The 13,649-nt window shown below is 69.4% G+C and carries 13 protein-coding genes; 8 read left to right on the top strand and 5 right to left on the bottom strand.

The annotated features are described in order from the left end of the window. The first annotated feature begins 935 nt into the window (after nt 1–935). The gene (locus CLV71_RS29660) at nt 936–1,793 is read left to right on the top strand and encodes a class I SAM-dependent methyltransferase (protein ID WP_243866793.1); all 858 of its coding nucleotides are present in this window, start codon (nt 936–938) and stop codon (nt 1,791–1,793) included. Here CLV71_RS29660 and CLV71_RS29665 read toward each other — a convergent pair. From CLV71_RS29665 to efeU, 4 genes are read right to left on the bottom strand one after another with little or no spacing between them, the layout of a single operon-like run. Continuing rightward, entirely contained in the window at nt 1,785–2,180 is a 396-nt protein-coding gene (locus CLV71_RS29665) for an NUDIX hydrolase (RefSeq protein ID WP_133906172.1), read from the bottom strand. The genes CLV71_RS29660 and CLV71_RS29665 overlap by 9 nt on opposite strands. After that, on the bottom strand, nt 2,177–3,430 hold the full coding sequence (gene efeB / locus CLV71_RS29670; RefSeq protein WP_133906173.1) for an iron uptake transporter deferrochelatase/peroxidase subunit: 1,254 nt from the start codon (nt 3,428–3,430) through the stop codon (nt 2,177–2,179). The genes CLV71_RS29665 and efeB overlap by 4 nt, the downstream gene beginning before the upstream one ends. After that, entirely contained in the window at nt 3,427–4,554 is a 1,128-nt protein-coding gene (gene efeO / locus CLV71_RS29675) for an iron uptake system protein EfeO (RefSeq protein WP_133906174.1), read from the bottom strand. The genes efeB and efeO overlap by 4 nt, the downstream gene beginning before the upstream one ends. Beyond that, nucleotides 4,551–5,408, bottom strand: a complete 858-nt coding sequence (efeU, locus tag CLV71_RS29680) for an iron uptake transporter permease EfeU (protein WP_133906175.1) — start codon at nt 5,406–5,408, stop codon at nt 4,551–4,553. The genes efeO and efeU overlap by 4 nt, the downstream gene beginning before the upstream one ends. A gap of 308 nt (nt 5,409–5,716) precedes the next feature. Here efeU and CLV71_RS29685 point away from each other — a divergent pair, with 308 nt between their 5' ends. After that, entirely contained in the window at nt 5,717–6,451 is a 735-nt protein-coding gene (locus tag CLV71_RS29685) for a lytic murein transglycosylase (protein WP_243866794.1), read from the top strand. On the opposite strand, the gene CLV71_RS29690 is transcribed toward CLV71_RS29685, so the two are convergent. Further along, complete coding sequence (locus tag CLV71_RS29690) at nt 6,448–6,834, bottom strand: tetratricopeptide repeat protein (protein WP_133906176.1); 387 nt, start codon at nt 6,832–6,834, stop codon at nt 6,448–6,450. The genes CLV71_RS29685 and CLV71_RS29690 overlap by 4 nt on opposite strands. 158 nt (nt 6,835–6,992) lie before the next feature. Between CLV71_RS29690 and eno the strand changes: the two genes are divergently transcribed. The 6 genes from eno (at nt 6,993) to CLV71_RS29720 (ending at nt 13,600) form a co-directional block, all read left to right on the top strand. Next, nucleotides 6,993–8,279, top strand: a complete 1,287-nt coding sequence (eno, locus tag CLV71_RS29695) for a phosphopyruvate hydratase (RefSeq protein WP_133906177.1) — start codon at nt 6,993–6,995, stop codon at nt 8,277–8,279. Continuing rightward, entirely contained in the window at nt 8,279–8,800 is a 522-nt protein-coding gene (locus tag CLV71_RS29700) for an FtsB family cell division protein (protein ID WP_133906178.1), read from the top strand. The genes eno and CLV71_RS29700 overlap by 1 nt, the downstream gene beginning before the upstream one ends. Before the next feature lie 59 nt (nt 8,801–8,859). Continuing rightward, nucleotides 8,860–9,345 carry a DUF501 domain-containing protein gene (locus CLV71_RS29705; protein WP_133906179.1) on the top strand — a complete coding sequence of 162 codons (486 nt, stop codon included), beginning with the start codon at nt 8,860–8,862 and terminating at the stop codon, nt 9,343–9,345. Nucleotides 9,346–9,614: 269 nt separating this feature from the next. Continuing rightward, nucleotides 9,615–10,736: a lytic transglycosylase domain-containing protein gene (locus CLV71_RS29710; protein WP_133906180.1), complete on the top strand. Its 1,122-nt coding sequence runs from the start codon at nt 9,615–9,617 to the stop codon at nt 10,734–10,736. Between the two features lie 59 nt (nt 10,737–10,795). After that, the gene (locus tag CLV71_RS29715; RefSeq protein ID WP_133906181.1) at nt 10,796–11,749 is read left to right on the top strand and encodes a Ppx/GppA phosphatase family protein; all 954 of its coding nucleotides are present in this window, start codon (nt 10,796–10,798) and stop codon (nt 11,747–11,749) included. A gap of 192 nt (nt 11,750–11,941) precedes the next feature. Further along, on the top strand, nt 11,942–13,600 hold the full coding sequence (locus tag CLV71_RS29720; RefSeq protein ID WP_133906182.1) for a peptide ABC transporter substrate-binding protein: 1,659 nt from the start codon (nt 11,942–11,944) through the stop codon (nt 13,598–13,600). Nucleotides 13,601–13,649: the final 49 nt, after the last annotated feature.

Here is a 13,649-nt window from a genome sequence, read left to right on the forward strand (position 1 = left end):
GATGAGGGAGTCTCCCGTTGGGCGGAGACGGCCGGTAGGCGGGTCGGACGACTGACAGTGGGTTGAAGAGTTGAAGAGCTGGCGTTGGGGAACGGGCTGGCAGTGGGAAGGGGCGGCGGTTGCCGGCGACTAGAAGGCGGAGTGGGAGGCGGTTGGGGATAACTGCTGGCGGGCGGACTGGCGATGGCTGGCGGACTGGACGGTGGATGCTCGGACTGAACGCGGTTGGGGACTGCCGCCGGCGGCTGGAAGTACTGGCAGTGACGGCTGGAAGGTGGGTTGGAGGTGGTTATGACGGCTGCTGGCTCGTTAGGGCCCGACTGACAGGCGGGCTGCGAGGGGCTGCTGGCGCCCGCCGGGAGGCCGGGCGCGAGTGAGAGGCAGAGACCGGTGGGGGCGGCTGCCGGTGCGTGATGACGGCTGCACGGCGGGCGCGGATGACTGCCTAGGGGGTGGGATCGGCTGCCGGCAGTGGCGGCGGCTGGCAGACGGGGTCTGTCGGTTGGCGGGTGGGGTTGGGGCGGTTGTGTAGGCGGCTGGCGCCGAAGGCGGCCGTCAGACGGTTGAGGGTGGCGGCCGATGGTTGGGTCGGCTGGGCAGGTGGGTTGGGTCGGCCGTGCTGGACGTGGACGACCCGGGTGAGGCGGCGGTCAGGCCACCGAAGGCGGCTCCGGCACTGGAAGCGGCTCGCAGGTGGGGGCGGCGCGCCTGCAGACGGGCCGGGTCGACTGTGGCGACAGAGGGCTGCTCCCGGCGCGTGTCCGGCCAGCGAAGGGTGAGAGTTGGAAGGCAGGTGAGAGGGCTGTCGATGGCTGCGGCGGGTGGAGTGGTGTCCTGCCTGCCTGCCGTTCGAAGCGAGCGGCTCTCGGGGATCTTTGGGGTGGACCCTTTCCTGTTGGGTGGACTTGGGGGTGGGTTTGTGGCTCCATGTGCTGGTGCGTGGGTTCGAGCCTGAAACAGAGCGAATGATGTCAGCCAACGAGGCCAACTGGGATCAGCGGACGCCTGTCCACCTCGCTAGCTCGTTCTACGGGGTCGACGGCTCCCGGGAGCCCGAGTCCTGGTTCGCCGGTTACGAGTGGGAGGACCTCGGGGAGCTGCGCGGAACCGACCTCGCCCATCTCCAGTGCCACCTGGGAGTCGAGACCGTCGCGCTCGCTCGGCGGGGGGCTCGGGTTGTGGGTCTTGACTTCTCGACGGAGTCGGTTCTGGGGGCTCGGGATGTCGCCGAGCGGTTCGGGGCGGACGTCTCCTACGTGCGAGCAAATGTCTACGACGCCGTCGCCGCGTTCGGTGGGCGGGATTTCGATGTGATCTACACAGGAAAGGGGGCGCTTTGCTATCTGCCGGATCTTCCGGCCTGGGCGGACGTGGTCTTCGCGTTGCTGCGACCCGGCGGGTTTGTCTATCTCGTTGAGTTCCACCCCCTGCTCTACTCGCTCGGGGTCGTGCCGCCCGCCGACGGGGCGGGGGAGCCGCTGCTGCGTTTCGACTACCTCGCCGGGCGCGGGGTCGAGAAGCGCGACGCCACCCGCACCTACACCGACGGCCCTGCCCTGACCTCCGCCCGAGTCGCCTATGAGTGGCGGCACGGTATCGGGGACGTCGTCACCGCTCTCGCCGCGGCCGGGTTGACGATCGAGGTGCTGCGGGAGGACGGGGCCCTTCCCTGGCCTCGGTTCGGCGACATGGCTCGCGGGGAGGACGGGTGGTTCCGTTTCCCCGACTCCTCGCCGCGGATTCCTTTGCTCTACGCCATCCGGGCCAGGCGGCCTCGCGAGACTTCAGCGTAGGCGGCCTGCCCCATGTAAGTAGTCGAAGATCAGTTGGTCGACTGGGGACACCCTGGGGCGGTCCTCGTACGTCAGCCAGCGGATTTCCTCTATCTCGCTGCTGGGAACCGGGGTGCCCTCGTGATCCGCCGAGTAACAGGTCAGCTGCACCGCCACGCCCTCGGCGTGGCCATGGGCCTGCGCCGTGAACGTGCCCGCGTGGACCGCCGTCGTGCGGTCCACCTCCACGGCCAGCTCCTCGCGGATCTCCCGCACCAGCGTGTCCAGGTCGGACTCGCCCGGCTCCCGTTTGCCGCCCGGCAGGTAGAAGGGGTCCTTGCCCTTCGACCTCGTGCTCAGGATCCTGCCGTCGCGTATCTCCAGCCAGGCGATCTTGTCTATGGTCACCCGAACAGTGTGTCGCCCCAGTGGCCGCCCTTGCCGACCCCGGGTGGCACCGCGAACAGGCCCGAGCCCGTGTGCTCCAGGTACTCCATCATCTTGTCCTTCGACGACAGCGCCTGCTGCATGGGGACGAACTGCTTCCTCGAGTCCCTGTTGAAGCACACGAAGAACAGTCCGGCGTCCAGGTGCCCCAGACCGTCCGTGCCGTCGGTGAAGTTGTAGCCCCGCCGCAGGATCTTCGTGCCCTTCTGCGTCTCCGACGACGCCAGACGGATGTGGGCATCCTCCGCTATCACCGGGACGCCCCCCTCGCCCTTCACGTTCAGGTCCGGCTCGTCGTACTCCGCCACCTGTCCCAGCGGCGCACCTTCGCCCTTGGTCCGGCCGACTATCGCCTCCTGCTCCGCCAGGGTCGTCCTGTCCCAGATCTCTATGTGCATGCGGATCCTGCGGGCCACCAGATAGGTACCGTCCACCATCCAGTCCGGGCCGTCCTTCTCGGACACCCACACGTGCTTGTCCAGCAGGTCCGCTTCCTCGGCCTTCAGGTTCCTCGTGCCGTCCTTGAAGCCGAACAGGTTCCTCGGCGTCTTCTGCGCCTTCGAGGTCGACGACGTCCGGCCGAAGCCCAGCTGCGACCAGCGGACCGCGACCTTGCCGAATCCCAGCCGCACCAGGTTGCGGATGGCGTGGACGGCCACCTGGGGGTCGTTCGCGCAGGCCTGTAGGCAGATGTCGCCGTCCGACCTCGCCGGGTCCAGTTCGTCGGCCGGGAACCTCGGCAGGGGGGCCAGCGCCGGGGGCAGCTTGTCCGCTAGGCCGAAGCGGGAGTCGAACAGCGACGCGCCGAAACCTATGGTCAGCGTCAGTGCCGACGCCGGGAGGTCCAGCGCCTCTCCCGTGTCCGCGGGGGCCGCGTCCGCCACGCCGCCCACCGCGCCGTTCGGTTTGGCTTCCAGGCCGCGGGTCATGCGTTCCGCCGCCGCGGTCCAGTCCGCCAGCAGCGTCCGCAGCTCCTCGCGGTCCTCGGTGCGGACGTCCAGTGCCACGAAGTGCATGCGGTCCTGCGCAGGCGTCACGATCCCCGCCTGGTGCCGACCGTAGAACGGCACCGCCTCCGCCGCGCCCGAGGTCGGGGTCACCTGGTCGTCGGACAGCGCCTCCGTGGCCAGCACACCCGCCGCGGCGCCGACGCCGGCTACTGCCGCGCCGGCGCCGACGACACCGAACAGTCTGCGACGCGAGAGCGTCACTTCCCTGCCACCACCTCTGCCACCTGGCTGATCGGCTCACCAAGGGCGTCCACCACCTCGGACATCTCCTTGATGTCGTCCTGGGTCAGCTCCGTGTACAGCTTGTAGCCGTCGCCCTTCTGGTGCTTCTCCAACACCGCGTCCACCGCCGCGAACTGCTTGTCCAGAGTGGTGAGCAGGTCCGGGTCGCGGTCCTGGATCACCGGGCGCAGCGAGTTGATCGCCGCCTGGGAGCCGTCCACGTTCGCGCGGAAGTCCCACAGGTCCGTGTGCGAGTAGCGGTCCTCCTCGCCGGTGATCTTGCCCGTCGCGACCTCGTCCAGCAGGTCCTTCGCGCCGTTGGCCAGTTGCAGCGGGGTCAGCTCCACGGTCTTCGCGCGGGTCGCCAGGTCCTCGATGTCCGACATCAGCTGGTCGGCGATCGCATTGGAGTCCGGCTGCAGGCCCTGCGACCACAGGTCCTTCTCCAGGCGGTGGTAGCCGGTGAACGCCATGCCCGGGTCGAGGGCGTCCTCGCGGCCGTCGGTCTTCGGGTCGATGTCGCCGAAGCTCTCGGCCACCGGCTCGATGCGCTCCCAGTAGAGGCGGGCCACCGGGTACAGGGACTTGGCCTTCTCGACGTCGCCTGCCTTGACCGCCGTCGTGAACTGCTTCGTGTTGTCGACCAGGGCCACGACCTGCGAGTTCACGTAGCGCTGGTAGCTCGCCGTCGCGTCGGCCAGCTTCTCGTCGGTGTCGGTCGCCTTCTTGGCGTTGCCCGTCACCGTGAAGTCGCCGCGGATGCCCTTGCCCTGCATGCCCGGCTTGCACGCCGTCTCGTACTTGCCGGAGTCGGACACCTCGACGATCAGCCGCCTGGTCAGGCCGGGCGTGATGTTCTCGACCTCGCCCATGATCCGGTCGCCCTCGGCGTACAGGTAGAACTCGGTGACCCGGTTGCCCTTGTTGGTCACCTCGAACGTGATGTTGCCCGCGTCCGACGAGGTGCGGGCCACCTTGCAGCTGTCGTCGCCTGCCGAGACGGTGATGGCGCCGCCGGTCTTCTCCGACGGCGTGGCTGTGCCACAGCCGGCCAGCGTCACCAGCGCCAAAGCGCCGACGAGGACTGCACGGGTCGAGGTCACGAGTGCTCCTTGACTGGAACGGGGGTGGATGGGGACGCGGCCGGCGTGGTCTGTTTGCGCGGCCACAGGAAGAGGGTCAGTACGACCACGACGTAGAGCACCCACACGACGGCCTGCAGGACCGTGGTCTGGGCGGAGTAGTTGAGCAGGCCCTTCAACAGCGCGCCGTACCAGGAGTCCTCCGGCATGGGACCGGACAGGTCGAACGCGAGGGTGTTCAGGCCGGGCAGCACGCCGGCCTCCTGCAGGTCGTGCAGGCCGTAGCCGAGGATGCCCGCCGCGACGAACACCAGCAGCACACCCGTGTAGGTGAAGAACTTGCCGAGGTTGAACGTGACCGCGCCCCGGTAGATCAGCCAGCCGAGCACGACCGCGGCCACGATGCCGACGATGAACCCGATCAGCGGCTCCCGCGTGCCCGCCTCCGCGGTGCGGACGTTCGCGTAGAAGAACGCCATGGTCTCCAGGCCCTCGCGACCCACCGCGAGCAGTGCCATGACCGCAACCGCGACCGGCCCGATCGCGAGTGCGTCGGACAGCTTGCCGCGCAGCTCCTTCGCGAGCGTCCTGGCCGTCGACCGCATCCAGAAGATCATCCACGTGACGAAGCCGACGGCGGCGATGGACAGCGAGCCGCCCACGATCTCCTGGTGCTCGAACTGCATCTCCCCGATCGTGTAGGCGACGACGGTCCCGATGCCGACACAGATGAGCAGCGCCGCGGCGACCCCGCCCCACACCCACTTGATCGCGGCCCGTTGGTCCGACTTGACCAGGAAGGCGATGAGAATGCTGACGACCAGCGCGGCCTCGAGCCCCTCGCGCAGGCCGATCAGCGCGCTGCTGGTCAGCACGGTGCCTCCCGGTGTTGGTATGCCTAACCTTGCTGAAAATAGGCAAGCCTTACCTGTCATGTCCAGTCGGCCCCGGCACCCGAGATCCAAATGCACCCGTCGGTGTCCGGATGCGCGTGTTTGTCCAGTTCAGGTAAGGGATGAACGACCTCGAACCGGATCTTTCCCGGTACTTCCAGCCGTGGTGAGCCACACCACGCCACGCGGATCCGTAGCCTGGAGGTGTGTCCCATCCCTCGCCTCCGGTTCACGACAGACCCGAGCCGGAGCCGCCTACCCGCCGCCACCGCAGGCTGGGTGGACTGATCGTGATCGTGGCCGCGCTCGTCGCGGTGGTCGCGATCGTCGTGGTCGGGACGGGTCGGCCCAACAGACTGACCACGCCGGCACAGCCACCACCCGGGTTCGAGGTGCCCGAGCTCGACGTCGCACCCGGCGCCGCCGTACCCACGACGACGGTCGTGCCCGGTGCCGACTCCTCGAACGTGGAGGCGTGGGCGGCGCGGCTGTCCGAGAAGACCGAGATCCCGGCGCGAAGCCTGGTCGCCTACGCCCAGGCGGAGATCGCCACCCGGCAGACCACGCCCGGCTGCAACATCAACTGGGCGACGCTCGCCGGCGTCGGCCGCGTCGAGTCCCACCACGGCCGGTACGGCGGCACGGAGATCGGCGCGGACGGCGAGCTGACGCCGCCGATCATCGGCATCCCGCTGGACGGCTCGCCGGGGGTCCGGGCCATCCCCGACACCGACGGCGGCCGCCTCGACGGCGACAGGCGGTGGGACCGCGCCGTCGGCGCCATGCAGTTCCTGCCGACGACCTGGATGCGCTGGGGCGTGCGGGCCAGCGGCGACGGCACCTCACCCGACCCGCAGAACATGGACGACGCCGCGATGAGCGCGGCCAAGTACCTGTGCGCGGCGGGCGGCGACCTGTCCAGCGCCGAGGGCTGGTGGAAGGCCGTGCTGACGTACAACGAGTCGGTCACCTACGGCAGGAACGTCTTCAGCGGCGCGGACGCCTACGCCAAAGCCGCCGGCTAGCGGTCGCGCTCGACCGAGATACGGGCGCTGACCTCGCCCAACGCCTCCTGGTACGCGGGGTCGGGGTGCATCGCCACCGCCAGCCGCAGCTGGGTCTGCGCCTCGGTGAGCCTGCTCATCCGCTGGAGGGTCTTGCCGAGCGCGAACAACGCGTAGTGGTCGGTCGGATCCAGCTCGATGACCCGCCGAAAAGCCATCTCGGCCCGTCTGAGCTGGGCCGAGATGAGGTAGGCGCGGCCCGCGAGCAGGTGCACCGAGGTCTTGTCGGGTTCGGCGTCGAGGACCGGGGCCAACACCGCCAGGGCATCCAGGGGCCGGCGTTGCGCCACCAACGACTCCGCGCGGCGGAACGCCTCGAACGTCTCCTGGGCGTCTCCGGTCATGGTGGCGACAACGCTACCCGCGCCGAAGGTGTTCCAGAAAGATCCTCTTGGGTGGTGACGCTGTGTTCGGGAGGTCCAGAGCGAGCCTCCAACGGGGGAATCGGAGGGCTGGGTACCCTCGTGGCGAGACTTCCCTGAACCGGTTGAGGAGCAAGCACGTGGCGGTAATCGAGCAGGTCGGTGCGCGTGAGATCCTGGACTCGCGTGGTAACCCGACCGTCGAGGTAGAAGTCGCGCTCGACGACGGCACGCTGGCCCGTGCGGCGGTCCCCTCGGGGGCGTCCACCGGCGAGCACGAAGCGGTGGAGCTTCGCGACGGCGATGCCAAGCGGTACTCGGGCAAGGGCGTCGAGAAGGCGGTGGCCGCCGTGCTCGACGAGATCGGGCCGGAGCTGAAGGACATCGACGCCGTCGACCAGCGGATCGTCGACCAGAAACTGGTCGACCTGGACGGCACGCCGGACAAGTCGCGGCTCGGCGCGAACGCCATCCTCGGCGTCTCGCTCGCCGTCGCGAAGGCGGCCGCGGAGTCCAGCGGCCTCGAGCTGTTCCGCTACATCGGCGGCCCGAACGCGCACGTGCTGCCCGTGCCGATGCTGAACATCCTCAACGGTGGCGCCCACGCCGACTCCGACGTGGACATCCAGGAGTTCATGATCGCCCCGATCGGGGCGGAGTCCTTCCGCGAGGCGCTGCGCTGGGGTGCGGAGGTCTACCACTCGCTCAAGTCGGTGCTGAAGAGCCGGGGCCTCGGCACCGGCCTCGGTGACGAGGGCGGCTTCGCGCCGAACCTGCCCAGCAACCGCGAGGCGCTCGACCTGATCGTCACCGCGGTGGAGAAGGCCGGCTACACGGTCGGCCGGGACATCGCGTTCGCCCTGGACGTGGCCGCCACCGAGTTCTTCTCCGACGGCGCCTACACGTTCGAGGGCACCAAGCGCAGCGCGGAGCAGATGACCGCGTACTACACGGAGCTGCTCAACGCGTACCCGATGGTGTCCATCGAGGACCCGCTGTCCGAGGACGACTGGGACGGCTGGGTGCGGCTGACCGACGAGATCGGCGACCGCGTGCAGATCGTCGGCGACGACCTGTTCGTCACCAACCCGGAACGCCTCGACGAGGGCATCGCGCGGCGCGCCGCCAACGCGCTGCTGGTCAAGGTCAACCAGATCGGCACGCTCTCGGAGACGCTGGACGCGGTCAACCTGGCCACCTCCTACGGCTACCGCAGCATGATGAGCCACCGGTCCGGCGAGACCGAGGACACCACGATCGCCGACCTGGCCGTCGCGACCGGCGTCGGGCAGATCAAGTCGGGTGCCCCGGCACGCGGCGAGCGCACGGCGAAGTACAACCAGCTGCTGCGTATCGAGGAGATCCTCGGCGACGCCGCCCGGTACGCCGGAGACGCCGCCTTCCCCAGGTTCAACCCGGAGAGCTGATGGCGGACGAGCCCGCGCGCGAACCACGACAGCGCACCACCGGTGGCAGGCGCCCGCAGAGCGTGCGCAGGCCGAAGGACGGGCGTCCCGCCCGCCCGGTGGTGCCTGCGCGCACGGGCCGTAGCCGGACCGTCCGCGCGGCGGCGGCCTTCGGGCTGTCGACCACGCGGCGGGCGGCGGTGTTCGCGATCGTGGTGTGCGCGTTGGCGCTGTCCGTGGCGGTGCCGCTGCGGACCTACCTCGGCCAGCGTGACGACGTGGCGCTCCAGGAGCAGCGGCAGGCCGAGCTGCGGTCCCAGGTCGAGGCGCTCGAGGAGCGCAAGGCGCAGCTGGCCGACCCGGCGCAGGTGGAGGCCGAGGCACGGCGGCGGCTGCGGTACGTGATGCCGGGGGAGACCCCGTACATGGTCGAGCTGCCCGGCGACTCGGGCAGTGACGTGCCCGGCGACGAGCCGGCGAAGGGCAAGGCGAAGGACGAGTCGTGGTACCAGTTGCTGTGGAACGCGGTGTCGGGGGAGTGAACGAACCATCGGGCACAGGGCGGCAGCGAGCGGCGGCACCGAGCCGGCGAGGGAACGCCGTGAACGTCAGTGAGGCCGACCGGGTCGCGGTCGCGGAACAGCTCGGCCGCCCGCCGAGGGCCATCCGGGAGGTCGCGTACCGCTGCCCGAGTGGGCATCCCGCGGTGATCAAAACCTCGCCCCGGCTGGACGACGGCACCCCGTTCCCGACGCTGTACTACCTGACGTGTCCGCGCCTGACCTCCCTCACGAGCAGGCTCGAGGCGAGCGGGTTGATGAAGGAGATGACCGACCGGCTCGCCACGGACCCCGACCTGGCGGCCGCCTACCTCGCCGCGCACCGGTCCTATCTCGCGGAGCGGGACGCCATCGAGCCGCTGGGCACCGACGTGAGCGCGGGCGGAATGCCTGGTCGCGTGAAGTGCCTGCACGTGCACGTCGCCCACGCGCTGGCCATGGGGCCCGGTGTGAACCCCTTCGGTGACGAGGCCGTCGAGCTGCTCAGGGCCGACTGGCCTGGGGAGACGTGTCGCGCCAACTGGTAAGTGGCAAGTTCGTGCCCGGTTGAGCTGATGTACCCGAAAGGGCAACCTCGCGCCCGTATATCTACGTCCCAGAGGGGAACGGTTACAACTTGACCGTCGGTTGACCCCTTTCTTGTGATGATGGTTCATGAGACGGTGGCAGGCGGCACACAGGCTGCGACGAACGGCGACCAGTTCGGCGGAGCACGGCGCGAAGGGGTTCGGTACAGGTGAGTGCTGCGAACGGAAGATCAGCCGAGCGGCGGCTACGGCGGCGGCGCCGTAAGCTGGTGGCGGCGACCAGCACGGTCCTGCTGGCGGCCGCGGCGGTCGCTGGTGAGCCGATCGGTCTGGCGGCAGGCGCTACCCAGGTCGCGGGTGGCATCGGCGGCGGACTGAAGGGCATGACCGACCCGAGCGAGGTCGGCGCGTCCGGTCGGCTGAACGACCGGGACAAGATCGGCGACTACCTGCTCGACAACGCCGACGACGTCGACAGCCTGCTGAAACTCGGCGAGGACGCCCCCTCCGACGACGAGCTCGGCATCCCGAGCACGCTGCTCGAGGCGTACATGAACGCGGCCGACATGCTCGCCGCCAGCCAGCCGAACTGCCACCTCGACTGGTCGCTGCTCGCCAGCATCGGCCGCATCGAGTCGAACCACGCCCGCCACGGCAGCGTCGACCTCGACGGCAACACCACCCCGAACATCCTCGGGCCCGTCCTCAGCGGCGGCGGTTTCGCGGCGATCCGCGACACCGACGGCGGCAAGTGGGACGGCGACGCCCGCTGGGACCGCGCGGTCGGCGCCATGCAGTTCATCCCGTCGACGTGGGAGGGCTACGCCTCCGACGGCAACGAGGACGGCGTGAAGAGCCCGCACAACGTGTACGACGAGACGCTGGCGGCAGGCAAGTACCTGTGCTCCGGCAACCTGGACCTGGCGAAGCCGCAGGACCGCGCGACGGCCGTGTTCCGCTACAACCACTCCGACAGCTACGTGGCGACCGTGCTCCTGTGGGCCGACGCCTACGCCGACGGCGTGACCCCGATGGCCGACGACTACGTGCCGCCGGACGACTACGACTACGGCCCCGACACGACCTACGACCCCGGCTACGGACAGGGCCCGTCGTCCAACGGCGAGACCCCGCCGCTGGTCACGCCGACGACGAACCCGCCGACCACGCCGCCGAGTTCGCCGCCGCCGACCACCACGACGTCGAAGTCGCCGGTCGTGAGCACCGTCCCGTCGCTCCCGTGCATCCCGCACCCGTCGTCGACGACCACGACCACGACGACGACCACGACGACGGAGCAGCCGCCGCCGAGCGAGCCGACGGAGTCGACTCCCACGACGACGGACCCGACGACCACGGACCCGACCACCACGCCCGCCCCGAGCTGCTGACAGGGGTTGTCCACAGGGTTGTCCACAACCCGTGCACGGCGCTCGCCTAGGCTGGCGCCATGGCACGGGTTGCGGCGATCGACTGTGGGACGAACTCCATCCGCTTGCTGGTCGCGGACGTGACCGAGCACGAGGACGGCACCGCGCACCTGCGTGACGTGCACCGCGAGATGCGGATAGTCCGGCTCGGCGAGGGCGTCGACGCCACCCAGCGGCTCTCGGTCGCGGCCATCAAGCGGACACGGGACGCGCTCGCCGACTACACCATGATCTGCCGGCGCAAGGGCGCCGAGCGGGTCCGCATGGTCGCGACCTCCGCCACCCGCGACGCCGCCAACCGGGACGAGTTCTTCGCCATGACCCGCGAGACGCTGGGGGTCGAGGCCGAGGTCATCACCGGCGACGAGGAGGCCCGCCTCTCCTTCACCGGCGCGGTCGGCGACCTCGAGCCGGAGGACGGTCCCTTCGTCGTCACCGATCTCGGGGGCGGGTCCACCGAGCTGGTCGTCGGAACGTGGGACGGCAAGCGGGCCGAGGTGACCGGCGCGCTGTCCGTCGACATCGGCTGTGTGCGGATCACCGAGCGGTGCCTGCCCGGCGACCCGCCGACCGAGGCCGAGATCGCCGCAGCCCGCGAGTTCGCCGCCGAGCGGCTCCAGCCGGCGTTCGACACGGTCCCGGTCGGCGAGGCACGGACGTGGATCGGCGTCGCCGGGACCGTCACGACGCTCTCGGCCTACGCACAGGGACTACCGGAGTACGACTCCGAGCGCACACACCTGTCCCGCCTTTCGCGTGCGGAGATCGGCCGAACGACGCAACGCCTGCTCGCGGCCACGAGGGACGAGCGCGCCGCCAATCCGGTCATCCACCCCGGTCGCGTCGACGTGATCGGCGGCGGGGCGCTGATCACCGACGTGCTGGCGAAACGGCTCGCCGAGGTCGCGGGGATCGACGAGCTGCTGGTCTCCGAGCACGACATCCTCGACGGGATCGTGCTCTCCCTCCGCTGACCGCGTCGATCAGGTGACCGGTTGACGAGGCGTCGCCGAAGATCGTGACTGATTCGTGACGGCTTCGTGGTTGGGCACGCTCAGCCGCTGCCGTTAACGTCCACTCTCACGAAGTCCGGGCGCACAACGAGACTGCCCCCGGCCAAGTAAGCGGGCGGCGGACCGCTGGGGTACTCGAACTGGAGACACCTCATGCGTAGACCGCGCTGGCTGGCGGCCGGAGCGATCACGATGTCCGTCGCGCTCGTGATCACGAGCTGCAGCGGCGGAGACGGCGGCGGCGAGGAACCGGCGAGTGGCGGCGGCGACGCGGGCAAGACCAGCTCGGCCGTGATCACCGTCTTCGGCTCGGAGCCGGAACGGCCGCTGGTTCCCGGTGACACCAACGAGACCGGTGGCAGCAAGATCATCGACGCCATGTTCACCGGACTGATGGACTACGACCCGGTCTCCGGCGAGCCGAGAGAGGCCATGGCGGAGTCCTTCGAGCTGACCGCGCCCGACGAGTACGACGTGAAGCTCAAGAAGGGCTGGAAGTTCCACGACGGCACCGAGGTCACGGCCGACAGCTACATCAACGCCTGGAACTACACGGCCTACGGCCCGAACGCTCAGCAGATGGCGAGCTTCTTCATCCAGATCGAGGGCTTCGACGACGTCTACACCGAGGACCCGGACGGGCCGGACGGCCCACAGGTGCCACCGACCCCGGCCACGGACAAGATGTCGGGCCTGACCAAGGTGAACGACTACGAGTTCAAGATCAAGTTCAAGTCGCCGCACGCGATCTTCAAGATCAAGACCGGCTACACGGCCTACATGCCGATGCCCGCCTCGTTCTTCGCCGACCCCGAGGCGTGGAAGAAGAACCCGATCGGCAACGGGCCGTTCAAGTACGTCGGCCGCACGCCCAACCAGAACGTCGAGCTCACGCGGTACGACGACTACCAGGGCAACGACAAGCCGAAGATCAAGGGCGTCAAGTTCACCTACACCGACGCCGACGCCGCGTACGCCGACGTCAAGGGCAACCAGCTCGACTTCATCGACACGGTGCCGCCGCAGGGCATCGCGGGCAACGTGTGGCAGACCGACCTGCCGGGCCGCGCCAAGGCGTACCCGGTCATGTCGGTCCAGACGGTGTCGTTCCCGCTGTACGACAAGAAGTACGCCAGCCCGGACTTCCGCCACGCGTTCTCCATGGCGATCGACCGCGAGCAGGTCACCAAGACGATCTTCGAGGGGAACCGCAAGCCGCTCGACGGGTACGCCATGGACCTGGTGCCCGGCTACGAGGGCGGCGCGTGCGGGAAGTGGTGCGAGTACAACCCGACCGAGGCGAAGAAGCTGTTCGACAGGTCGGGCTGGACCGGCCCCATCGAGATCACCAGCAACGCGGACAACGGCCACAAGGAGTGGATCGACGCCGTCTGCGGCCAGATCAAGGAGTCGCTCGGCGCCGACTGCAAGTTCGTCCCCGTGCAGGCGTTCGGGCAGATCCGCGAGGCCATCAACGCCCACGCCATGACCCAGATCTACCGGTCGGGCTGGCTCGCGGACTACCCGCTGATCGAGAACTTCCTGAACCCGATCTACCGCACCGGCGGTGCCTCGAACGACAACGCCTACTCCAACCCCGAGGTGGACGCGAAGCTCGCCGCGGCGGACTCCGCCGAGACCACGGACGAGGCCTACGCGCTCTACCACGAGGCGGAGGAGCTGATCGCCGAGGACATGCCCGCCGTGCCGTTGTGGGAGACCCCGTCCATCAGCGCGTGGTCGGAGCGCCTGACCAACGTGCGGCTGACCCCCAAGCGCGAGCTCGACCTCAGCTACGTCGAGGTCAAGTAACCGCAGGCCAGAGGTCCGGCTCCCCGCGGCGACGGGGAGCCGGCCCTCA

This window comes from Actinophytocola oryzae, from assembly GCF_004364325.1.
Taxonomy (GTDB): Bacteria; Actinomycetota; Actinomycetes; order Mycobacteriales; family Pseudonocardiaceae; genus Actinophytocola; species Actinophytocola oryzae.